The 22441-nt window shown below is 71.6% G+C and carries 22 protein-coding genes; 13 read left to right on the forward strand and 9 right to left on the reverse strand.

The window, feature by feature from the left end:
• Nucleotides 1-11 precede the first annotated feature (11 nt).
• The 4 genes from ACIPJ2_RS05440 (at nt 12) to ACIPJ2_RS05455 (ending at nt 4376) form a co-directional block, all read left to right on the forward strand.
• The gene (locus ACIPJ2_RS05440; RefSeq protein ID WP_402727905.1) at nt 12-1898 is read left to right on the forward strand and encodes a hypothetical protein; all 1887 of its coding nucleotides are present in this window, start codon (nt 12-14) and stop codon (nt 1896-1898) included.
• Between the two features lie 114 nt (nt 1899-2012).
• Nucleotides 2013-2672, forward strand: coding sequence for a DUF308 domain-containing protein (locus ACIPJ2_RS05445; RefSeq protein WP_402727906.1), 660 nt, complete (start codon nt 2013-2015; stop codon nt 2670-2672).
• A complete protein-coding gene (locus ACIPJ2_RS05450) occupies nt 2669-2932 on the forward strand; it encodes a hypothetical protein (RefSeq protein ID WP_281266675.1) in 264 nt (87 codons plus the stop codon). Before ACIPJ2_RS05445 ends, ACIPJ2_RS05450 begins: the two co-directional genes overlap by 4 nt.
• Nucleotides 2933-2993: 61 nt before the next feature.
• Nucleotides 2994-4376 (forward strand): MFS transporter, encoded by a 1383-nt coding sequence (locus tag ACIPJ2_RS05455; RefSeq protein ID WP_402728316.1) that lies wholly within the window; start codon nt 2994-2996, stop codon nt 4374-4376.
• 6 nt (nt 4377-4382) lie between these two features.
• Here the strand turns inward: ACIPJ2_RS05455 and ACIPJ2_RS05460 are convergent, their stop codons facing one another.
• A complete protein-coding gene (locus tag ACIPJ2_RS05460; protein WP_402727907.1) occupies nt 4383-5264 on the reverse strand; it encodes a LysR family transcriptional regulator in 882 nt (293 codons plus the stop codon).
• Nucleotides 5265-5346: 82 nt separating this feature from the next.
• Here ACIPJ2_RS05460 and ACIPJ2_RS05465 point away from each other — a divergent pair, with 82 nt between their 5' ends.
• Nucleotides 5347-6606 (forward strand): MFS transporter, encoded by a 1260-nt coding sequence (locus ACIPJ2_RS05465; protein ID WP_402727908.1) that lies wholly within the window; start codon nt 5347-5349, stop codon nt 6604-6606.
• Nucleotides 6607-6686: 80 nt separating this feature from the next.
• The gene (locus tag ACIPJ2_RS05470; RefSeq protein WP_402727909.1) at nt 6687-7280 is read left to right on the forward strand and encodes a hypothetical protein; all 594 of its coding nucleotides are present in this window, start codon (nt 6687-6689) and stop codon (nt 7278-7280) included.
• A 237-nt stretch (nt 7281-7517) separates the two neighbouring features.
• Here the strand turns inward: ACIPJ2_RS05470 and ACIPJ2_RS05475 are convergent, their stop codons facing one another.
• The gene (locus tag ACIPJ2_RS05475; RefSeq protein WP_402727910.1) at nt 7518-8432 is read right to left on the reverse strand and encodes a cation diffusion facilitator family transporter; all 915 of its coding nucleotides are present in this window, start codon (nt 8430-8432) and stop codon (nt 7518-7520) included.
• A 47-nt stretch (nt 8433-8479) separates the two neighbouring features.
• On the opposite strand from ACIPJ2_RS05475, the gene ACIPJ2_RS05480 reads away from it, so the two are divergent.
• Together ACIPJ2_RS05480 and ACIPJ2_RS05485 are read left to right on the forward strand one after the other, a co-directional pair.
• A complete protein-coding gene (locus ACIPJ2_RS05480) occupies nt 8480-9148 on the forward strand; it encodes a DUF4166 domain-containing protein (RefSeq protein WP_402727911.1) in 669 nt (222 codons plus the stop codon).
• Entirely contained in the window at nt 9145-10137 is a 993-nt protein-coding gene (locus tag ACIPJ2_RS05485) for an epimerase (RefSeq protein WP_402727912.1), read from the forward strand. The genes ACIPJ2_RS05480 and ACIPJ2_RS05485 overlap by 4 nt, the downstream gene beginning before the upstream one ends.
• Here ACIPJ2_RS05485 and ACIPJ2_RS05490 read toward each other — a convergent pair.
• Nucleotides 10106-11029 carry an EamA family transporter gene (locus tag ACIPJ2_RS05490; protein ID WP_402727913.1) on the reverse strand — a complete coding sequence of 308 codons (924 nt, stop codon included), beginning with the start codon at nt 11027-11029 and terminating at the stop codon, nt 10106-10108. The genes ACIPJ2_RS05485 and ACIPJ2_RS05490 overlap by 32 nt on opposite strands.
• 71 nt (nt 11030-11100) lie before the next feature.
• Here ACIPJ2_RS05490 and ACIPJ2_RS05495 point away from each other — a divergent pair, with 71 nt between their 5' ends.
• Nucleotides 11101-12009, forward strand: a complete 909-nt coding sequence (locus ACIPJ2_RS05495; RefSeq protein ID WP_402727914.1) for a LysR family transcriptional regulator — start codon at nt 11101-11103, stop codon at nt 12007-12009.
• Between the two features lie 183 nt (nt 12010-12192).
• Here ACIPJ2_RS05495 and ACIPJ2_RS05500 read toward each other — a convergent pair whose 3' ends face one another.
• The 5 genes from ACIPJ2_RS05500 to ACIPJ2_RS05520 all read right to left on the reverse strand — a co-directional run bounded on the left by ACIPJ2_RS05500 (nt 12193) and on the right by ACIPJ2_RS05520 (nt 16678).
• Nucleotides 12193-13017: a L,D-transpeptidase family protein gene (locus tag ACIPJ2_RS05500; RefSeq protein WP_402727915.1), complete on the reverse strand. Its 825-nt coding sequence runs from the start codon at nt 13015-13017 to the stop codon at nt 12193-12195.
• Between the two features lie 97 nt (nt 13018-13114).
• Entirely contained in the window at nt 13115-14215 is a 1101-nt protein-coding gene (locus ACIPJ2_RS05505; protein WP_402727916.1) for a hypothetical protein, read from the reverse strand.
• Between the two features lie 182 nt (nt 14216-14397).
• Complete coding sequence (purB, locus tag ACIPJ2_RS05510; RefSeq protein WP_402727917.1) at nt 14398-15783, reverse strand: adenylosuccinate lyase; 1386 nt, start codon at nt 15781-15783, stop codon at nt 14398-14400.
• On the reverse strand, nt 15780-16223 hold the full coding sequence (locus ACIPJ2_RS05515; RefSeq protein ID WP_402728317.1) for a low molecular weight protein-tyrosine-phosphatase: 444 nt from the start codon (nt 16221-16223) through the stop codon (nt 15780-15782). The genes purB and ACIPJ2_RS05515 overlap by 4 nt, the downstream gene beginning before the upstream one ends.
• Nucleotides 16224-16279: 56 nt before the next feature.
• Nucleotides 16280-16678, reverse strand: a complete 399-nt coding sequence (locus ACIPJ2_RS05520) for a phage holin family protein (protein ID WP_281266689.1) — start codon at nt 16676-16678, stop codon at nt 16280-16282.
• Between the two features lie 46 nt (nt 16679-16724).
• On the opposite strand from ACIPJ2_RS05520, the gene ACIPJ2_RS05525 reads away from it, so the two are divergent.
• The 4 genes from ACIPJ2_RS05525 to ACIPJ2_RS05540 all read left to right on the forward strand — a co-directional run bounded on the left by ACIPJ2_RS05525 (nt 16725) and on the right by ACIPJ2_RS05540 (nt 21614).
• Entirely contained in the window at nt 16725-17807 is a 1083-nt protein-coding gene (locus ACIPJ2_RS05525) for a histidinol-phosphate transaminase (protein ID WP_402728318.1), read from the forward strand.
• A gap of 5 nt (nt 17808-17812) precedes the next feature.
• Nucleotides 17813-18949, forward strand: a complete 1137-nt coding sequence (locus ACIPJ2_RS05530; protein WP_402727918.1) for a thiamine pyrophosphate-dependent enzyme — start codon at nt 17813-17815, stop codon at nt 18947-18949.
• A gap of 86 nt (nt 18950-19035) precedes the next feature.
• On the forward strand, nt 19036-19995 hold the full coding sequence (locus tag ACIPJ2_RS05535; RefSeq protein ID WP_281267659.1) for an alpha-ketoacid dehydrogenase subunit beta: 960 nt from the start codon (nt 19036-19038) through the stop codon (nt 19993-19995).
• Between the two features lie 41 nt (nt 19996-20036).
• The gene (locus ACIPJ2_RS05540; RefSeq protein WP_402727919.1) at nt 20037-21614 is read left to right on the forward strand and encodes a dihydrolipoamide acetyltransferase family protein; all 1578 of its coding nucleotides are present in this window, start codon (nt 20037-20039) and stop codon (nt 21612-21614) included.
• Here the strand turns inward: ACIPJ2_RS05540 and ACIPJ2_RS05545 are convergent.
• A complete protein-coding gene (locus ACIPJ2_RS05545; RefSeq protein WP_402727920.1) occupies nt 21611-22390 on the reverse strand; it encodes a hypothetical protein in 780 nt (259 codons plus the stop codon). The genes ACIPJ2_RS05540 and ACIPJ2_RS05545 overlap by 4 nt on opposite strands.
• Nucleotides 22391-22441 lie beyond the last annotated feature (51 nt).

Consider the following 22441-nt stretch of genomic DNA (forward strand, 5'->3'; position numbering starts at 1 on the left):
ACGATCGGGGCATGACAGAACGCATCCACACACCGCCGCGAGCAGCCCGCCGGGTGCTCGCCGTCGCCGTGTCGCTGGCCGCCCTCGCGGTCCTGGCGATCCCCGCGCTGCAGACCCCGTCCGCATCCGCCGATGACCTCTCGTTCCCCTACGACAACGCGTTCGACACCGGCCAGGGCGGTGTCCTGAGCGGCGATGCGCGGATCGTCGACGGGCGACTCCGCCTGACGGACGACTCCCGCGGACAGGCCGGCTCGTGGTCGACCACCGACACGTTCCCCTCGACGCTCGGGCTCGACATCGAGTTCGAGTACGCGATGTACTCGGATGACCCGCGCGCCGGTGCGGACGGCCTGCTCCTGTACCTCGCCGACGGTGCGGCCGAGCCGGGCATCGGCGGGACCGGGGCAGCGCTCGGGTACGCCTGCCGTCCCGAGAGCACGCAGGGCCAGGGGCCGTGCGACACCGCGGGCATCCCGGGTGGGTTCGCGGCGATCGCGCTCGACCGGTACGGCAACTTCTCGCTGCCGATCAACGACAGTGGTCCGGGGGTCACACCGGACGCCGTCGTGGTCCGCGGCTCCGGTGACGGGACGGACGGCTACCGGTTCGTCGCCAACGCCGTCGCGCCCGGCCGGGTCGAGACCGACGGTCCGACGACGCGCACCGTCCGGGTGCTGCTGCTGCCGGGCGACGACGGCGAGCTCGCCGTCAGCGTGCAGCTCGAAGCCGGCGGGGGCATGCGGACGGTCCTCGACGGCGTCCCGCTGCACGGCGCAGGCCAGGCGGCGCTCCCGCCCACGCTGCGGCTGGGCTTCGCGGGGGCGACCGGTGCCCACGTCAACGTGCACGAGATCGACTCGCTCAGCGTCCGGCAGCCGGCGGACCTCCGCGTCGAGCACGACCTCCCGCCCGTGGCCGCCGGGGAACACGTCCGGTACTCGGTCACCGCGTCGAACGTCGGCCGGAACGCATCGGACCCGAGTCCGTTCACGGTGGACGTCCCGGACGCACTGCACGACGTGACGTGGGCGTGTGCGGCCTCGGACGGTGGCGCGTGCTCCGCGGCCGACGGGACCGGCGACGTCGGCGTGGACCTCGCGCTCGACCGCGGAGCATCGGCGACGGTGACAATCGAGGGCGCCCTCGATCCCGGTGCCACGGGTGAGCTGGTGAGCGTCGCGACGATCGCGCCGGCGCCGCACCTGGCGGACGCGGACGAGACCGACAACACCTCGCGAGCGACCGCGGTCGTGACCGCGTCGGCGCAGCTCGAGACGGACAAGTCCGTCGAACCCGCGACCGGGGTCCGTCCTGGTGACCACGTCGAGTACCAGGTCGTCGCACGGAACCGGGGGCCGGCGACCGCCAGGGACGTCTCCGTCATCGACGACCTGCCGGCGGCGCTCGTGTTCGTCGATTCCGGGGACGCCTGCGCCGCGGCCGGGCATCGGGTGACCTGTGGCGACGGGACGGACCTCGCGCCGGGCGAGGAACGGGCCTTCCGGTTCCGGGCGTTGCTCGGCGAGGACTACCGCGGTGACGGCTCGGACGTCGTGAACGTGGCGACCGCCGCCTCGCCGACCGACCCCGACGGCGGAGATCCCTCGCCCGGTGTCGCGATCGAGGTGGTGGATCCCGACGCTCCGGGCGACGCCACGGTGCCGCCGGGGCCGAGCGCTCCCGCCGCGAGCGTGCCGGAGCGCTCGACCGCTCCCGCCGCCGACCGGGGTGGGACCTCGAACCCACGCGGCGGTGCGCTGGCCTACACCGGCACCGACGACCTCGGGATCGTCGCGGCGATCGGGGGCGTGCTGGTGGCGGCAGGAGCGGGCTGCTGGTGGGTGGCACGACGTCGCCTCCGTGCCGACCGCCACGAGGACTTCGCCGGCGACTGATCGAGCAACCGAGGGTGCTCCGACCCGTCGCAGGTCGGAGCATCCTCAGCTCGGGTGCGGCCCACACGGACGGGGCACATCCCGGTCGGCGGTAGGATCGTTCGAACGATCCACATGCCCGAAAGAGGTCTCGTGTCCGACTCCGTCGCCGACGCACACCAGCGCGCGCGGTACTGGCCGATCCCCATCCTCCGGGCCGTCCCCGCTGCGATCGTCGCCATCGTCATCACCTTCTCGTCCAACCACGCGGCCGGGTACGGCCTGCTGCTGTTCGGCGCGTTCGCGGTCGTCGAGGGCGTCGTCCTCGGCGTCGGCAGCCTCACGCGACTCCGCGATGACGACCGGTCGCGGCGCACCGCCGTCGCCCAAGCCGTCGTCACGGTCCTCGCGGGCGTCGCCGGGATCGCGTGCAACGGCCTCGGGCTGCCGGCCTTCATCACGATCGTCGTGGCGTTCGCCGTCCTGACCGGCGCACTCGAGCTCACCCAGGGCATCCGCGCTCGCCGCACCTCGCCGTTCGCCAGGGACTGGATGACGATCGGCGGGCTGACCCTGCTGCTGGCGATCGGATTCCTCGTGACCCCGCCGGACTACTCGCAGCAGCTCGGCGGCATCGAGCAGGTCAGCGGCGTCCTCGACGCGTCGATCGTCCTCGTCGGCCTGCTCGGCGCGTACCTCGCCATCACGGCGGTCTTCCACGTGATCGCCGGCCTCTCGCACAAGTGGGGGACGACTGCACCAGCGGCGTCCCCGAACGGAGCTCCACACGCATGACCACCCCCAGCCGTCGTGACCGCCTGCGCCCGGTCGAGCTCCTCGGGATCTCCGCGATCATCGCGGTGTTCACCGGGCTCGTCGTGCTCATCTCGACGAGGGAGGTCACGCTCGCGCTGATCTTCCTCGGTATCGCGTTCATCGTGGTCGTGGTGGTCCTCGCGATGCTCCAGCTCGCGTCGACGAGCGACCAGGACGACAACGACATGCTCGGCGGGCACAAGACCCCGGGCGAAGGAGACGGCGACGGCTTCCACTGAGGTCCGACGACCCGAGCAGGGTGCTCCTGACCTGCCCGGCCGGTACCGCCACCGGTACCTGATCCTCGCGGTCTGCTGCATGAGCCTGTTCATCGTCTCGATGGACGCCACCGTGGTGAACGTCGCGCTGCCGTCGATCGGCCGCGAGCTCCACAGCACGATCTCCGGACTGCAGTGGACGATCGACGCCTACACACTCGTGCTCGCGAGCCTGCTCATGCTGTCCGGCTCGACCGCCGACCGGATCGGGCGGCGCCGGACCTTCCAGATCGGGCTCGCTCTCTTCAGCGTCGGGTCGCTGCTCTGCTCGCTCGCCCCCACGGTCGGGTGGCTCGTGGTGTTCCGCATGGTCCAGGCGGTCGGCGGATCGATGATGAACCCGGTGGCGATGTCGATCATCACGGCCACGTTCGACGACGCCAAGGAACGTGCGCGGGCGGTCGGTGTGTGGGGCGCCGTCGTCGGGGTCTCGATGGGCGTCGGGCCGCTCGTCGGCGGAGCACTGACGGACACGGTCGGGTGGCGGGCGATCTTCTGGATCAACGTGCCGATCGGCATCGCCGCGATCGTCCTGACGTTCCTGTTCGTCCCGGAGTCCCGCGCCCCGCGTCCGCGTCGACTCGACCCGCTCGGGCAGGGGCTCGTCATCGTGCTCCTGGCGACGCTGGTGGGCGGACTCATCGAGGGCCCGCGGCTGGGGTGGACGTCGCCGGCGACCCTCGGGCTCTTCGTCGTCGCGGCTGCAGCCCTGGTCGCACTCGTCGGGGTCGAACGGCGCACCGCCGAACCCCTCATCGACGTCCGGTTCTTCCGGAGCATCCCGTTCTCGTCCGCGGTGCTGACCGCGATCGCCGCGTTCGGCGCGAACGGCGCGTTCCTCTTCCTGAATGCGCTCTACCTGCAGGAGGTCAGGGGCATGTCCCCGTTCGAGGCCGGACTGTGGACGCTGCCGGCGGCGGTCGCGACGATGCTCGCCTCGCCCCTGTCCGGCCGACTCGTGGGATCGGTGGGCACCCGTGTCCCGCTCGTGCTCGCCGGGATCGGCATCGGTGGCGCCGGTGTGGTGCTCACGACGATCGACGCACACACTCCGATGTGGGTGCTCGTCTCCGCGTTCGTGCTCTTCGGACTCGGGTTCGGCATGGTGAACGCCCCGATCACGAACACCGCGGTCTCGGGCATGCCACGGGCGCAGTCGGGCTCCGCGGCCGCCGTCGCCTCGACGAGCCGCCAGACCGGGGTGTCGCTCGGTGTCGCCCTCGCGGGGACCGTCACCGGCGCGAGTGCGGTCGCCAGCGTCGGTGCAGGGTTCGCGGTCGCCACGCACGCGATGTGGTGGATCGTCGTCGGCATCGGTGCGGGCATCGTCGTCGTCGGGTTCGTGTCGTCATCGGCTGCGGCGCGACGGTCGGTGTCGGGCATCGCCCACCTGCTCGAGGGCTGAACTGCATCACCGCCGCGCGGCGACGATGTCCTGCGCGAGCGCCCGCACCGCTCGGTTCGGTTCTGGTGCCGTCCGCATCGCCAGACCCACCCGGAGCGGCTCGACCGGGTCCTCGAGCTCGAGGACCACGCCGTCGTGCGGGACCCCGGAGTCCGGCACCACGCCGACCCCGAGTCCAGCGGCCGCGAACCGGATCACCGCGGGCATGTCGTTCATCTCCGCGACGATGCGCCGCCGGATGCCGAGTCGCTCGAGCGCCTGGTCGAGGATGATCCGGTTGCCGAACCCGTGCGCCGTGTCGATGAACGACTCGTCGGCGAGTTCCGTCAGTGACACCGAGGTGCGTCCGCTCCGTGCGATCGGGTGGTCCGCGGCGACGAACACCCGGAACCGCATCTCGCGGAGGGGCTCGACGACGATGCCGGCGGGCACGGACGGCAGCCCGCAGTACGCCAGGTCGAGCCGTCCAGCTGCCAGGTCCTGCACGAGTCCGGTGGTCCCGGACGGCGACGTCATGAGCTCCACGGCGACGAACGGGTGGCGCTGCCGGAACGTGCTGAGCACCCCGGTCAGGTCGACGATGTCCATGCTCGTGAAGATCCCGAGCCGCACCCGCCCGCGGAGTTCGGCGTCCGACGCGGTGGCGAGGTCGTGCATCCGGACGAGCGAGTCGAGCACGGCCCTGGCGTGCGGGAGGAGGTCCTCGCCGGCCGTGGTGAGGACGAGCTGCCGGCCGGTGCGCTCGAACAACCGGACACCGAACGAGCGCTCGAGGCTCGCGATCCCCGCCGAGACGGTCGACTGCGCTGCCCACAACCGTTCCGCAGCGCGGGTGACGCTGCCCTCGGCGGCGACGGTGACGAACTGTTCGAGCAGTCGGGTCTCCATGCACCCCATCATCGACCAGATCGATGGAAACCATCAAGATGATCCGTTTGACCCGATGACTCGGTGGCGGGAGCATCAGAGCATGGCAACCGTCCTCGAAGAGCCCTCCACCGGATCCGTCACCGCCCCTCCGGTGCCGCGCGGTCGGCGCGCGCACAGTCGTCGCCGTCACGGTGCGGGGTTCTGGGCCGTGGCGTTCGCGTTCCTCGCGGTCATGGCGTTCGCGACGGTCCCAGCGCCGCTGTACGTGATCTACCAGGCGCGCGACGGCTTCCCCACGTTCACCACGACGATCATCTTCGCCGCGTACGGCCTCGGCGTCGTCGGGTCGCTGTACTTCGCCGGGCACCTGAGCGACGTCCTCGGGCGGAAGCCGCTCATCCTCGTGTCGATCGCCCTCGAGCTCGTCGCGGCGGTGCTGTTCCTCGTCTGGAACGACGTCAGCGGACTGATCGTCGCGCGGCTCGTCACGGGCTTCGGCGTCGGGACGTTGACGGCAACGGCGACGGCGCACCTCGGGGAACTCCGGGTCCGCGCCACCGGCAGCGAGGCGTCCGCGAAGGGTGCCAGCGTCGCGGCCGGCGTCGTGAACCTCGGCGGTCTCTCCCTCGGCGCCCTCGTCGGCGGAGCGCTGGCGGAGTTCGTCGGACAGCCGCTGATGACGCCGTACGTCGTGTTCGTCGTCGCGCTCGTGGTCGCCTTCGTGGCGGTCCTCGCCGCCCCGGAGACCGTCGGCCGTCCCGAGGAGCGTGTGCCCTACCGACCGCAGCGCGTGCAGGCCCCTGCGGGCAAGGGCGGCGCGTTCTGGACCGCGGGCATCGCGGCGTTCGCGGCCTTCGGGGTGCAGGGGCTCTTCACGTCGGTCGCGCCGTCGTTCCTCGGTTCGACGTTCCACGTGACCGACCGTCTGGCCGCAGGAGCCACGACCTTCGGGGTGTTCGCCGCGAGTTCCGTCTCCCAGCTCGTGTTCGCCCGGCTCTCGCAGCGCGCCCAGATCCGGCTCGGTGTCGTCCTGCTCGTCGGCGGGCTCGTCGTGCTCGGTGCCGCGGCGGTCCTGCTGCAGGTCGCCGGGTTCATCGGCGGGGGCGTCGTCGCCGGCGCGGGCGTGGGGCTGCTCTTCCGGGCGGCGATCGCGAGCGCGGGTGCCCTGGTCGGCCCCGAGCAACGCGGCGGGGTGCTCGCGGCGACGTTCCTCGTCGCGTACGCCGGGCTGACGGTGCCCGTCGTGGCGGTCGGCGCGGCGCTCCTCGTGCTCCCGACGCTCCCCGTGCTCCTCGGGTACGTGGTGCTCGTCGCCGCGCTCGCCGCCGTCGCCGGGACGCGACTGGCCGCGCGCGCCTGACGCACCCCGAGCCTCCCGTCCGGAACCCTGGTCGGCTCCACCGGACGGGAGGCTCGCCCCACCTCCGGCATACTGGCCGCATGCCGTCGAGACGCAACCGTTCCGTCGTCACCGGTGTCGCCGCGGTCGTGGCCGCCGGTCTCGTGGCCGGTGGGCTCTTCCTCACCGCGCAGCAGGGCGCGGACGACCCGGTGCTCTCCGGGCCGACGACCGCGCCGACCGCCGTCGCGACGAGTGACGGAACCGTCGTCATCGACCGGACCGGTCCGGACCTGCCGGGTGGCTCCGTGCTCGCGTCCTGCGACCGGGACTCCCGCGCGACCGTCGCTCGCTACGACACGGCCGCGCTCGGCGACGTCGTACTGCAGTGCGGGAACTCGAGTCAGGGGTACGAGCACATCCGCGTGCGGCACACCGCTGACTGGGAGGACGTCCTCGCGGGCCACGGCGACCGGGACTGGGACGACGCGATGCTCACCGCGGTGCAGACGGCGCTCACCAGCCCGCGGGACGAGTTCCCGGTCGACGCCGGCGACGGCAAGGTCTGCTACGCCGCTGCCGTCCGGTTCGACGACGGGACCGCGCCGAGTCCCGACGGTTTCGTGAAGGTCATCGTCTCCGCGACGACCGATCGCGTGATCACCGCGTACCCCACGAACGACGACGACTGCTGACGGGTCGCGCCGCTCGATCCGTGCGCCTTGTTCCCGTGCGCCCGCGCCTGCCTGGTCCCGACTCAGAACGACAGCGTCGTTGTCGTACGACAGCGGCTGTGTCGTCCGTTGCGGGCGCGGGCAATTGCACGCGCGTGGGTGCGACAGCGTCGTTGTCGTACGACAGCGACGTTGTCGTTCCGAGTCGGCAACGGCGTCACGACCCAGCCAGACGACCCAGCCGCGCCCGTGCCCGCCCTACGCGTGCACGTCGTGCTCGTGCCGACGGTGCGACGCGGGCTCGAGCTGGAACGTGGAGTGCTCGACCGGCACGTCGAAGTGCTCCGCCACGCACTGCTGCAACTCGTCGAGGATCGCCGGGGCGTGCGCCGTCGTGAAGCAGTGGTCGTCCACCACCACGTGCGCAGTCAGGTTCGGCACCCCGGTCGCGACGAGTGTCGCGTGCAGGTCGTGCACCGCGATCACGTGGTCGAGCTCCAGGATGTGGCCGCGCACGTCCTCCAGGTCGAGCCCCGGCGGCGTGGCCTCGAGCAGCACGTTCGCGGTCTCCCGCAGCAACCGGATCGCCCGCGGCAGGATCAGCCCACCGATGACGAGCGCAGCGACCGAGTCCGCTCGCTCCCACCCCGTCAGCGCCAACACGACGGCCGCGGCGATGACCGCGACGGAGCCGAGCGTGTCGTTGAGGACCTCGAGCCGCGCAGCCCGCGACGTGAAGTTCTCGCCGGAGGCCCGCAGCAGCACGGCGTAGGCGACCAGGTTCCCGACGAGCCCGATCGCCCCGAACACGAGCAACGGCCCGGAGTGGATCTCGGCGGGGACGAACAGTCGCTGGATCGCCGAGATGATCACGTACACGCCGACCGCGAGCAGGATCGCCGCCTGCGCGGTGGCACCGAGCACCTCGGCCCGCTGGAACCCCCAGGTGCGCTGCGAGGTCGGGGAGCGTCGGGCCAGCCGCGTCGCGACGAGTCCGATCCCGATGCCGCCGGTGTCGACGACCATGTGTCCGGCGTCGACGAGGAGCGCGAGGGACCCGGTCACGACGGCGCCGACGACCTCGGCCAGCAGGATCGTCGCGGAGATGCAGAAGGCCACCCACAGGGCGCGTTCGTTCGCACCCCCGTGCGCGTGTCCGTGGTCGTGTCCCATGCACACGATCGTACGGATCCGCACCGCCGACATGCCAGGATCGAGGCGTGACCCGGTCGCCCTACGAGCTGAGCACCACGCCCGACGTCGTCGAACGGCTGCACCCCCGTCTCCGGACGTACTTCGGGGCGATCCCACCGGGGCACGTCGGCCGCGGCGACGGCGTCTTCGATGTCGTCGGGACACCGCGCCGGTGGCTCTGGCCGGTCCTCGCGCTGTTCGCGCGCGACGCGGTGATGTTCCCGGTCTGGGAACGGCAGGTCCCCTTCACCGTCGAGAACCGCGCGGCGCGCGTCGGTCGGGGCAGCAGCCTGGAGGCTCGTGTCGCGGTTCGCGCGCACCGCACCTTCCACCTCCGCTCCGGAGACCGCACGATGGTGGACGCCATCGCCGCTGAACCGGACGGCCTGGTCGACCACCTCGGTCGCCACGGGCGCGTCAGCGCCCGTCTGCGCGTGGAGGTCGACGCCGACGGGCCGGACGCGGGTGCCCTGCGCCTGGTCTCCACTCGTGTGGCGTTCCGTGCGCTCGGACGCGGGTGGAGCCTCCCGGCCCTGATCGCACCGCGTGTGACGCTCACGGAACGATTCGATGACGAAGCCGACCTGCAGTGCGTGTCCCTGGTGCTGACGGCGCCGATCGTCGGCACGCTGTACCGGTACGAGGGGGCGTTCCGGTACGTGATCGCGCCGGACGAGGAGACGGGGACGAGATGAACGACGACAGCGCCGACGCGCGCAGGGGCCGCGCGGTGATCGCGGGGGCGAGCGGCTTCGTGGGCAGGTACCTGCAGGACGCCTTCCGCGAGGAGGGCTACGACGTCGTCACGATCGGCCGGACGGGCGATGCCGTGTGGGGCAACACCCTTCGCATCCGCGAGCTCGTGGACGGTGCCGCGATCGTCGTGAACATGGCCGGCAAGAGCGTCAACTGCCGCTACGGACGCCGGAACCGCGCCGAGATCATCCGTTCCCGGGTGGACACCACGCTCGAACTCGCCGAGGCGATCCGCACGTCGGAGCACCCGCCGCCGCTGTGGGTGAACGCCTCGACCGCGACGATCTACCGGCACGCCGACGACCGGCCGCAGGACGAGGCGACGGGGGAGCTCGGCGAGGGCTTCTCGGTCGGGGTCGCCCGCGCGTGGGAGGACGCCTTCTTCGGGACGGACCTGCCCGGTACCCGCCGTGTGGCGCTCCGGATGGCGATCGTCCTCGGTGACGGCAGCGCCCTGGTCCCGCTGATCCGGCTCGCGCAGGCCGGGCTCGGCGGCCCGCAGTACGACGGCGCCTGGTTCCCGACGCCGGCGCGCCTGGCCGCGGGCACCTACCACCACGACCGGCACACCCGGGGCCGGCAGCGGTTCAGCTGGGTGCACATCGCGGACGTCCTCGGTTCGATCCGGTTCATCCGCGACCACGACGCGATCGACGGCGTCGTGAACGTCACGAGCCCGAACCCGTCGGACAACCGCACGGTGATGGCGACGATCCGGGACGCCGTCGGGCGACGGTTCGGCCTGCCCACGTCGCGGTGGATGCTCGAGATCGGGTCGTTCGCGATCCGGACCGAGACCGAGCTCGTGCTGAAGAGCCGGTGGGTCGTCCCGACACGTCTGGTCGAGGCGGGCTACGAGTTCCGGTACCCACTGCTGCGCGGCGCCCTCGCGAACATCATCGCCGAGCGTCGACAGCACCGGGGCTGAGCACCGGCAACGCCACCGGAACCGCGGCCCGCGGCGGCCTGGACGCCCACAGCACCCCGCCGACGACGACCGCGCCCGCCAGCACCTCGACCAGGTCGGGCACCTCGCCGAAGGCCGCCCACGATGCGAGCACCCCGACGACGGGGACGAGCATCGAGAACGGTGCGACGGTACTCGACGGGTACGTCGCCAACAGCCGCGACCAGATGCCGTACCCGACAAGCGTCGCCACGAGCACGATGTAGAGCAGTCCGAGGTCTGCGGGCAGTGCTGTCGGCGTGAAGGCCGTGCCGAGCGCGTGACCGATGCGCGCCGGCCCCTCGACCGTCAGCGACAGCACGGCCATCGGGATCGGCGGCACGACCGACCACCAGAGCGTCAGGTGCAGCGGGTTCGCGGCCCCCGCACGACGGGTCGCGACGTTGCCGATCGCCCACCCCATCGCACCGCACAGCGCGAGGACTACGGGCAGCAGCGCCGCCGTCTGCGACCGGTGCACGGCGATGGCGGCGAGCGCGCACACGGCGATCGTCACGCCGGCGACCTGCCGACCGGTGAGTCGCTCGCGGAGGAACACCCCGGCGAGCACGACCGTGAACGGCGCAGAGGCCTGCAGCACGAGCGACGCGAGCCCCGACGGCATGCCCGACGCCATGCTGAGGTACAGGAAGGCGAACTGCAGGACCCCGAGCCCGAACCCGACCAGCAGCAGCCGCCCGAACGGGATCTTCGGGCGCGGGACGAACAGCAGTGTCGGGATCGCGAGCAGCGTGAACCGCAGGGCGGCGAGCAGGAACGGCGGGAAGTGCTCCAGGGCGAGCGCCGTCGCGGGGAAGTTCAGTCCCCAGACGACGGCGACGACGAGGGCGAGGAGACGGTCACGAACGAGCACACCACGATGGTGGCGCGGAGAACGTGGTAGCACCAGCGAACGTTTCTGCACTGACGTTGTAGGGTCACTACATGTTCGACGTCACGCTGTTGCCGGTGCTCCGCGAACTCGGCGAGCGCGGCTCGGTGACGGCGGTCGCCGCGGCCACCCACCGGACGCCGAGCGCGGTCTCGCAGCAGCTCCAGACGCTGCAGCGCCAGGTCGGCGTTCCGCTCGTCGAACGTATCGGCCGCGGCGTCCGGCTCACCGAGCACGGCCGGGTGCTCGCCGGCCTCGCGAACGGCGTCGCCACCGCGATCGCGACCGTCGACGCGGCCTGGCAGGAACACCTCGGCGGCGGATCGGGGACCGTCGACCTGGCGATCTTCCCGTCAGCGGCCGAGCTGTTGCTGCCGGGGCTCCTGACCCGGATGCGCGCCCACCCCGGCATCCGGCTGACCCTGTCGGACGTGGACGTCAGCGAGGGGGAGTTCGCCCCGCTCACCGCCGACCACGACGTCGTCGTCGGGCACCGGCCCGACGGTGCCGCTCCCGCCGGCCGGGCGGCGCTCGAGACCGTGCCGCTGCTCCGGGAACCGCTCGACGTCGCGTTGCCGCCCGGACACCGGCTGGCGGGCCACGATCGCGTACACATCGACGAGGTCGTCGACGAGACCTGGATCGGCGTGCCGGAGGACTACCCGATCGACCGGGTGCTCACCGCGATGGCGGCGGCCACGGACACCCCGCCGGAGGTCGCGTTCCGCACGATCCACCTGCCCGTGATCGAGAACCTGGTGGCAGCGGGACACGGCGTGGCACTCGTCCCGCGCTACACCTCCGGTACGCGAGCGCCGGGGCGCTTCCACCTGGCGGAGCTGGCAGACGTCCGCGCCGGCCGCCGGATCGAGGCGCTGGTCCGGCAGGACCGTGCGGTCCGTCCCGTGGTCCGTACCGTCCTGGAGGCACTGGTCGCCACCGCCCTGGACGTCACCGCCTGAGACGGTGCGGTTCCCACCGGACCCGCCCGAGCCTCCCGTCAGCCAGATCGCACCACGAGGCGGACTCGCGCGTCGGGGGGGGGCGAATCGCCCGTAGGGGGTCGAATCGCGCGTAGGCGGTCGGTTCTTTCGACCACCCACGCGCGATCCGACATCCCATCGCGGCCGTTGTGGGACGGACCGTCAGCGGACCTGGAAGGGCGTGCCGAGCGGCAGGAGCTTCGCCAGCGCGGTGATGTCGGCGTTGTGCATGCGGACGCACCCGTGCGAGGCGCCCGACCCGATGCTCGACGAGTCGTTGGTGCCGTGCAGCCCGATCTGACCGGGGCCGCCACCGAACGAGTTGAGGACGTCCGAGAACGCGGTCGTGCCGTAGGCGTACGGGCCGTAGCCCTCGTTCGTCGGCGCGAGCAGCTCGGTGAGCGCGTACCGGCCGGTCGGGGTCGGGGTGCCTCCCGTCCCCGTCGCCACCGGGTAGCTGTGCAGGACCTTGCCGCCCTGGTACAGGTCGAGCGTGTTGTCGGCCACCGAGACCACGATCGCGTACGGATCCGAGGTGAGCGTCACGGCGCTCGTCGGGACCCAACCCGTGCTGCCGTTCGGCCGCTTGGCGAGCTGCACCCGGACCCACCCGGACTGCTGCTCCACGACCCGGAAGACGAGCGGCGCACCCGATGCCTGCGGGTTCGCGAGCGTCGACGTCACGGCGCCGCCGGCCGTCGCGCTCACGGGGACGTCGGCGCCGGTCGCCGCGGCCACGGTCGTGCTGGCCGGGGCGTCGATCGCGTCGACCGGACCCGTCGGTGTCGGGGTCGGGGTGGGCGTGTCGGTCGCCGTCGGGGTGGGTGTGACGCGCGGGGTGCTCGTCGCGGACCGGGTCGCTTCCGGGACGGTCGCGTGGTCCGTCGTCAGCGAGACGACGACGACCACGAGCGCGACGACGACGGCGACCGCGACGGCGGCGAGGGTGGCTCGCCACTTCGGGTCCTCGGGGATGATCCGCTTCACCAGGGGGTCCGTTCGGTGCTGCACGCCACGGGCCACGGCGGCGACGACCTCGGGTCGTGCCGACGTGGCCCGTCGACGTGCTTCAGATGGGTGGTGCTCAGCCGGTGAAGGTGGCGCGGCCGCTGATCGGGGTGGCGACCGGAGCCGGGTCTGCGGTGATCACGAGCGGCGTGAACAGGCTCTGGCCGGAGGAGTTGCCGACCACGGCGAGCGAGTAGGTGCCCGGTCCGGGGACGAACGACGCCGGGAGGACGATGGTGCCGGAGACGTTGCCGTCGGCGTCCGCGACGAGCGTGAGTCCCTCGAGTTCGCCGCCGTTGCCGTCGAGCGAGAGCCCGAAGCTGATGACCTCGTTCGGGGCGAAGCCGGAACCGGTGACCTGGACACCCGCGGTCGTCGCCTGCGTCACGGTGTAGGACGCCGCGCCCACCGTCGCCGCCGCGGTGGGCTGCGGGGTGAAGTACGTCGTGGTGTCGCCGAACGCGAAGCTCGCGATGCCGGAGTCCGTCGGGGTCACGACTGCCGCGAGGGCCACGGAACCGGTCGAGGTCGCGGCGGACGGGGCGATCTCCGGAGCGACCTCCTGGAGGCGCTGCTGCTGCCGCGCCGCGGCCTGCTGGCCGATGATGGCGGTGTAGCCCACGACGACCTCGTCGTTCGCGGTGAGTTCGGCGGCGAACGCCGCGGTGTCCTCGTCGCCGCTCGCGGAGGCCCAGGTGGTGTCCGCGCCGGCGAAGCCGCTCGTGGAGTAGACCGAGCCGTCGATCGTGTCGGGGCTGTCGGCCTTCGCGGTCAGCACGCCGACGCGCCCGGCACCGCCGATGTTCGCGTCGGCTGCGGCGACCACGGCGGGCAGGTCGGTCGGCGTCACGGCGGTCGGGAGGCCGCGCGCGAGCAGCAGGAGGCTGTCCTGCTTGAGCTCGATGCCGTTCGCACCGAACGTGGCGACGTCGTCGATCGAGGTGCCCTTGACGCCGGAGGTCTCGGAGATCGCGATGTACGACCAGCCGGCCGAGCTCACGGTGTCGGCGTCCTCGGACAGCTGGGTGAAGTCGGCAGCGCTGTCGGCCCACTGCACGACGGGCGTGGCGGTGGCGACGGCGGGGTCTGCGGCGTTCGAGACGGTCGGGACGAGTGCGGCGGTGATGCCGAGCACGGTGGCGCCGACGGCGGCCGCGGCGATGCGGGAACGAAGCACGGAGGCTGGTCCATTCGGGTCGAGAGCGCGGAGGCCCTGCGCCCCCGAGTGCTGAGCGGTACTCAGCGGAACGAACCTAGCAGTTGGCTGAGTCGTTGCACACACATTCTTCCGAAAAGGCAACACACCCGGCAGGTGACCCTGCCGGGTGTGTTGGGACGGGCGTGCGGGTGTGCGGGTGCTCAGACCTCGAGGTGGTCGACGAGCTCGTCCGCGAGACCCGTGTAGGTCGCCGGAGTGAGGTTCGTCAGCCGGGCCTTCGCGCCGTCCGAGATGTCGAGTCCGTTCACGAACGCGATCAGGTCCTGCTGGCCGATGCGCTTGCCGCGGGTCAGCTCCTTGAGCATCGCGTAGGGGTCCTCGATGTCGGACTGCCCGGCGGTGACCTCGGCGCGGATGACCGTCTGGATGGCCTCGCCGAGCACCTCCCAGTTGCCGTCGAGGTCCTCGGCCAGGCGCTGCTCGTTCACGGCGATCTCGCCGAGCCCGCGACGGAGGTTGTCGAGCGCGAGCAGCGAGTGCCCGACCGCGACACCGACGTTGCGCTGCGTGGTGGAGTCCGTCAAGTCGCGCTGCAGGCGGCTCGTGACGAGGGTCTCCGACAGGGTCGAGAAGAGCGCCGACGAGATCTCGAGGTTCGCCTCCGCGTTCTCGAAGCGGATCGGGTTGATCTTGTGCGGCATCGTCGACGAGCCCGTGGCACCGGCGACGGGGATCTGCGTGAAGTACCCCATCGAGATGTAGGTCCACACGTCGGTCGCCAGGTTGTGCAGGATCCGGTTCGCGTGGCGGATCCGGTCGTAGAGCTCCGCCTGCCAGTCGTGCGACTCGATCTGCGTGGTCAGCGGGTTCCACGTCAGGCCGAGGCCCTCGACGAACTCGCGGCTGAGCGCGGGCCAGTCGGCCTCGGGATCCGCGGCGACGTGGGCCGAGAACGTGCCGGTGGCGCCGGAGAACTTGCCGAGGTACTCGCCGCCCTCGATCTGGGCGAGGACACGCTCCAGGCGGTACACGACCACCGCGAGCTCCTTGCCGAGCGTCGTCGGGGTCGCGGGCTGCCCGTGCGTGTGGGACAGCATCGGGACGGCGCGGAGCTCCGTGGCGATCTCGGTCAGTCGGGCGACGACGGCCTTGAACGCGGGCAGCCAGACCTGTTCGACGGCGTCCTTGATCGTCAGCGCGTAGGAGAGGTTGTTGATGTCCTCGCTCGTGCAGGCGAAGTGCGTCAGCTCGGCGATGGCGTCGAGGCCGAGGTCGGAGAGCCGACGGCGCACGAAGTACTCGACCGCCTTGACGTCGTGCCGGGTCGTCGCCTCGATCTCCGCGAGCTCGGCGATCTGCGCCTGGCCGAAGTCGGTGACGACGGCGCGGAGGGCGGCCTTGTCGTCGACGGACAGCGGCGACGTGGTGAACATCGCGTGATCGGTGAGGAACACGAGCCACTCCACCTCGACGGTGATGCGGGCACGGTTCAGGCCGGCCTCGGAGAGGTGCTCGCCCACCGTGTGCACGACCGGGTAGTACCGCCCGTCGAGGGGGCTGATCGGCTGCGGGGGAAGGGGGGTCATGGTGCTCCCTGGCGGACGGCCGGTTCGATCTGGTGGAAGAGTGCTCGGCAGGCCCGTTCGACCGTGCTGAGGACCCGGTCGAACTCGTGCCGGTCCGCGTAGTACGGATCCGGAACGTCGGCCTGCTCGGGCCAGGCGTCGTCGTACCGCAGCAACAGCGTCACCTTCGCGGCGTCGTCCATCGTGGGTGCCCACGAGCGCAGGATGCGTTCGTGGGAGCGGTCGAGTGCGACCACCAGGTCGAGTTCCGGGAACCGGTCCGGGTCGAACTGACGGGCGCGATGCCTGCTGCCATCGTATCCGCGCGCCGCGAGTGCTGCGATCGTGCGCTCGTCGGCGGGTTCACCCACGTGCCAGTCACCCGTGCCGGCCGACTCGACCTGGAACTGCTCGGTCAGACCAGCGTCCTCGACGATCTTCGCGAAGACGATCTCGGCCATCGGCGACCGGCAGATGTTCCCGCTGCAGACGAACGAGACGCGGAACGACGGTCCGGTCACGCGCGCTGACGGTTGAGGACCGGGCGGACGAAGAGCCCGATGAGCCACGCGAAGACGGCGAGCACGAGGGCGCCGACGACACCCCAGCCGAACGAGTCGACCTGCAGGCCGAAGCCGATCGCGGACGAGATCCCGGCGACGATGAGCAGCAGGATGGCGTTCACGACGAGGGAGATGAGACCGAGGGTCAGGATGTAGATCGGGAACGCCACGATCCGGATGAGCGTGCCGATCACCGCGTTGACGAGTCCGAAGACGAACGCGACGAGCAGGTAGGTGAGGACGGTCGCGATCGCGCCGCCGTCCCCGAAGGCGATGACGGAGACACCGCTGACGATGAGCGTGGTGAGCCACAGCGCGACGGCGTTGATGACGAGGCGGACGAGGAATCGCATGCACCCATGATGCCCGGGACCGGCCGGTTACGCTTGCAAGGTGACTGTGCACATCCGCCCCGAGATCGCATCGCTGCCCGCGTACAAGCAGGGCCGACAGGCCGCGGCGGACGCCTTCAAGCTCTCCAGCAACGAGAACCCGTTCCCGCCGCTGCCCGGCGTGATCGAGGCCGTGCAGGCGCAGACGGCGTACAACCGCTACCCGGACGCCTCGGCGCTCGCGCTGCGGGCCGAGCTCGCGAACCGTTTCGGGACCACCGTCGACGAGGTCCACATCGCCCCTGGGAGCGTCGCGATCCTGCACGAGCTCGCCAAGGCCACGTCCGGCCCCGGTGACGAGATCGTCTACGCCTGGCGCTCCTTCGAGGCGTACCCGGGCGTCGTCACGGTCGCCGGTGCCACGAGCGTGCAGGTCCCGAACCGCGCAGACGGCGGGCACGACCTCGACGCCATGGCTGCCGCGGTGACCGATCGCACCCGCATGGTGATCGTCTGCACGCCCAACAACCCGACCGGGCCGATCGTGACCGCGGCCGAGTTCCAGGCGTTCATGGGCGCAGTTCCGGAGTCCGTGCTGGTCGTCCTGGACGAGGCCTACGCGGAGTTCGTCACCGACCCCGACGCCGTGCACGGTGTCCCGCTGCTGGAGCGCCACCCGAACCTCGTCGTGCTCCGCACCTTCTCGAAGGCGTACGGCCTGGCCGGCCTCCGCGTCGGGTACGCGCTCGGACCGGCATACGTCCTCGACGCCGTCCGCGCGTGTGCCATCCCGCTCAGCGTGACGGCGCAGGGCCAGGCGGCCGCGCTCGCCAGCCTGGAGCGCGAGGACGAGCTCCTGGCGCGCGTCGCCGAGCTGGCCGAGCGCCGGGACACCATCGTTACGGAGCTGCGTGCCCAGGGCTGGGACGTCCCGGACGCCCAGGGCAACTTCGTGTGGCTCGCGACGGGGGAGCACACGGGGGTCGCCGCCGAGCGGTTCGAGCAGGCCGGGATCATCGTCCGGGCGTTCGCCGACGAAGGCGTCCGCATCTCGATCGGCGAGCACGAGGCTGTCGGGAAGCTCCTCGAAACGGCCCGTTCGCTTGTCGGGGGACTCACAAGGGTGGCCGAAGCCCGGCCGCTACGCTGACCCGCATGTCCTTCCACGCCGCGGCTCCCGCGACGACCACCATCCGGCTCCTCGACTCAGAGGGCCGGTTCGTGGAGACCGACGAGAACGCCGAGTTCGCCGCCGCCGCGCGGGCGATCCCGGACGAGACCCTGCTGGCGATGCACCGTCGCATGGTCATCACCCGTCGGTTCGACCACGCCGCCCACAACCTCCAGCGCACGGGCCAGCTCGGCCTCTGGGTGCCGAGCCACGGACAGGAAGCGGCGCAGGTCGGCTCGGTGTTCGCGCTCCGCCCGCAGGACCACGTGTTCCCGTCGTACCGCGAGCACGCCGTCACGATGACCCGTGGTGTCGAGCCGATGGAGATCATCAGTCTGTACCGCGGGCTGACCCACGGCGGCTGGGACCCGGACGAGCGCGGCAACACCCACATCTCGACGCTCGTGATCGGCTCGCAGACCCTGCACGCGACCGGCTACGCGATGGGCATGCGGCTCGACGGCGACGTCGGCACGGGCGACCCGGACCGCGACGCCTGCTCGATCGTGTACTTCGGCGACGGCGCCACCAGCCAGGGCGACGTGAACGAGGCGTACGTCTTCGCCGCGTCCTACAAGGCACCGGTCGTCTTCTTCCTGCAGAACAACCACTGGGCGATCTCGGTCCCGGTGTCGGTGCAGTCGCCGACACCGCTGGTCGACCGGCCCCGCGGCTTCGGCATCCCCGCGATCAAGGTCGACGGCAACGACATCCTGGCGTCCTACACGGCGAGCGTCGTCGCGACCGACCACGCCCGCAGCGGACAGGGCCCGGCGTTCGTCGAGGCCGAGACGTACCGCATCGGTGCGCACACCAGCTCCGACGACCCGACGCGCTACCGCGGCGACGACGAGCTCGCGAGCTGGGTCGAGCGGGACCCGATCGCTCGTTCAGAGGGCTACCTCCGCAGCCGTGGCGTCACCGACGCGCAGCTCGCCGAGTTCGACGCAGAGGGCGAAGCCGTCGCGGCCGACATCCGCACGCGCACGCCGCAGCTCGTCGCGCCGCCGATGCAGGTGATGTTCGACCACGTCTACCGCGAGCCCCACCCCAGGATCGACGAGCAGCGCGGGTGGCTCGAAGCGTACGAAGCCGACCAGGACGGAGCATCGCACGCATGAGCACCACCGAGCAGCTCTTCGACTACACGCTGCGCTCGCACCCGGGCGCCGGCGAGGTCCCGACCGACCCGACCCCGACGCTCCCGATGGCCAAGGCGCTCAACGCCGGACTGGCCGCCGCGATGCAGGCGGACGACAAGGTCCTGCTGATGGGCGAGGACATCGGCCGCCTCGGCGGTGTCTTCCGCATCACCGAGGGCCTGCAGGAACGCTTCGGCGACACCCGCGTGATGGACACCCCGCTCGCGGAGTCCGGCATCATCGGCACCGCGATCGGCCTGGCGCTCCGCGGCTACCGACCCGTCATCGAGATCCAGTTCGACGGGTTCGTCTGGCCCGGCTTCGACCAGATCACGTCGCAGCTCGCGAAGATGGCGAACCGTCTCCCCGAGCACATGTCGCTGCCGATCGTCATCCGCATCCCCTACGGCGGGCACATCGGCGCGGTGGAGCACCACCAGGAGTCCCCGGAGACGTACTTCGCGCACACCCCCGGCCTGCGCGTGGTGAGCCCGAGCACCCCGAACGACGCCTACTGGATGATCCAGGAGGCGATCGCGTCGAAGGACCCCGTGATCTTCATGGAGCCCAAGTCGCGGTACTGGCCGAAGGGGCAGGTCGACCTGGTCGACGGGCACGTGCCCATGCACACCACCCGCGTCGCCCGCACCGGCACCGAGGTCACGCTCGTGGGCCACGGCGCAATGGTCGCGACGCTCATGCAGGCCGCGGACATCGCCGAGGGCGAAGGGACGAGCTGCGAGGTCGTCGACCTCCGCTCGATCTCGCCGATCGACTGGGAGCCGCTGCTGGCATCGGTCCGCAAGACGGGCCGGCTCGTCATCGCGCAGGAAGCCTCGGGCTTCGTGAGCGTGGGCAGCGAGATCGCCGCGACGGTCGCCGAGCGGACCTTCTACACCCTGCAGGCCCCGCCGCTCCGGGTGTCCGGGTTCGACATCCCGTTCCCGGTCTCGAAGCTCGAACACCTGCACCTGCCGGACGCCGACCGCGTCCTCGAGGCCGTCGACCGCGCCCTCGCCTACTGACCCGGACCATCCCCGCACGACCGACCGACGAAGGAGCCGACGTGGCCGTCGCCGAATTCCCCCTCCCCGACGTGGGTGAAGGCCTGACCGAGGCCGAGATCGTGCAGTGGCGCGTGGCGATCGGCGACGACATCGCGGTGGACCAGGTCCTCGTCGAGATCGAGACCGCCAAGTCCCTCGTCGAGCTGCCGTCGCCCTTCGCCGGCAAGGTCACCGGGCTGCTGGTCAGCGAGGGCGACACGGTCGAGGTCGGCAAGCCGATCATCCGGGTCGAGTCCGACGCGCACGTCCCGTCGGCGTCCGGCCCGTCGGCACAGCCGGGAGGCTCGGTTCCGGTCGCCGACGCTGCTCCGGTCTCACCCGATGTCACGCCCGCCATCCCGACGCCTCCGGCGCCGCCTGCGGCCTCGACGCCCGCAGCACCGGCTCCGGCACCCGCCGCGCCCGCTCCCGCCCCGGCACCCGCCGCTGCAGCCCCCGCCTCCCCGATCCAGGCCGCCGACGGCGCCTCGGTCATCGGCACCGACGAGTCCTCCGGCGCCGTCCTCGTCGGCTACGGCTCCGCGACCAGCGCACCGTCCCGCCGGAAGCCGGGCGCCCGCCGGGCCGCAGCCGTCGCCGCAGAGGCGAGCCGTGCCTCCAGTCGGGAAGCCGACCTCGACCTGGTCACCGACGACGGCGAGGCGAGCACCGCCGATGCCGTCGCCGAGCAGGGCAAGCGTCCAGCGCGCCCGTCGTCCGTGCCCGCTTCCCACGCGCTGCCGGTCATCGCGAAGCCGCCGATCCGGAAGCTCGCGAAGGACCTCGGGGTCGACCTGACCACGGTCGTCGCGACCGGGCTCGCCGGCGAGGTGACCCGTGACGACGTCATCCGCCACGCGACGCAGGCCACCGTCTTCCGCAACATCGAGACGCCCGAGTGGGGCGACGTCCGCCAGGAGACCATCCCGGTCAAGGGCGTCCGCAAGGCGATCGCGACCGCGATGACCACGTCGGCCTTCACGGCGCCGCACGTCTCCCTGTTCGTCGACGTCGACGCGACCCGCGCCATGGAGTTCGTGAAGCGGCTGAAGTCCTCGCCGACGTTCGCCGGGGTCAAGGTGTCGCCGCTGCTCATCATGGCGAAGGCCGTGATCTGGGCCGTGCGCCGCAACCGCTCGGTCAACTCGTCGTGGACCGACCGCGAGATCATCGTGCACCACTTCGTGAACCTCGGCATCGCGGCGGCGACCCCCCGCGGGCTCATCGTGCCGAACATCAAGGACGCGCAGGACATGTCGCTCCTCGAGCTCGCGAAGGCGCTCGAGCAGATGACGCTCACCGCGCGTGACGGCAAGACCAGCCCTGCCGAGATGGCCGACGGGACGATCACCGTGACGAACATCGGGGTGTTCGGCATGGACACCGGCACGCCGATCCTCAACCCGGGGCAGGTCGCCATCGTCGCGATGGGCACGATCAAGCCGAAGCCGTGGGTCGTCGACGGCGAGGTCCGCTCGCGCATGGTGACCACGATCGGTGCCTCGTTCGACCACCGCGTGGTGGACGGCGACGTCGCGTCGCGGTTCGTGCACGACGTGGCCTCGGTGCTCGAGGAGCCGGCGCTCCTGCTCGACTAGGGCTGCGCGAGCGCGACGTCTCCCGGGGCATGCCCCCGGAGCCCCGCGCGGAAGAGGCGTACCGCGAGGACGGCGTCGAGGGCCAATGAGTTCGCGTCCTGTTCGCTCCCCGCTGCGAGCGCAGTCGACACGAAGACCTCCGTTCCCTCGCTGGTGACCGCTTCGAAGAGCGCGCACACGCCGAGGACGGCACCCCACCGGTCTCGGTCGACGCCCGGGTCGAGGACCGCGGAGACGGCGATCGCGGCGCGGGTCGCATCGGCGCGCGATGCGTTGACGAGCACCCAGGCGAAGTCGTAGAGGTCCTTGTCCGCCCGTCGCCAGTACGCGGCCGCCCCCTTCGCTGCGAGGTATCCGCCGAGATCGGTCATCCGGACCTGCTCGCCGAGGACGCTCGCGACGGAGGCGTCACGGAGTGCCGGGCCGGGACCGCGGAGGTTCTTCACGCTGAGCGTCGCGACCCCCGGCAGTGCGATCTCCTGGTCGAGGTTGTCGGCGACGTCGGTGAGGAACTCGACCACCACCGGGAAACCGTCGACGTCGACCATCCAGCGCCAGCCCACGTTCGGGGAGACCGGCACGAACCCGGCCCGCGCGAGGGCCCGTTCGAGCCACGCGTAGTCGTCGTCTTCGCGGTCGTACTGGAGGCCGATGTCGAGGAGGAGATCGACGTCGTTGGTGCCCTGGTGCGGCTCGTCGGCTTCGACGAGGTACTCGGGGACGAGCCCGCCGATGAGCACGAGCTCGGTCGAGCGGTCTCCGGCTGCGTGGAGCAAGGCTGCGAGCGCGGACTCCGCGAGCCGCCGTGCCCCGCTGTCACGTGCACG

Origin of the sequence: Curtobacterium sp. NPDC090217 (assembly GCF_044746705.1) — a bacterium.
Lineage (GTDB): Bacteria > Actinomycetota > Actinomycetes > Actinomycetales > Microbacteriaceae > Curtobacterium.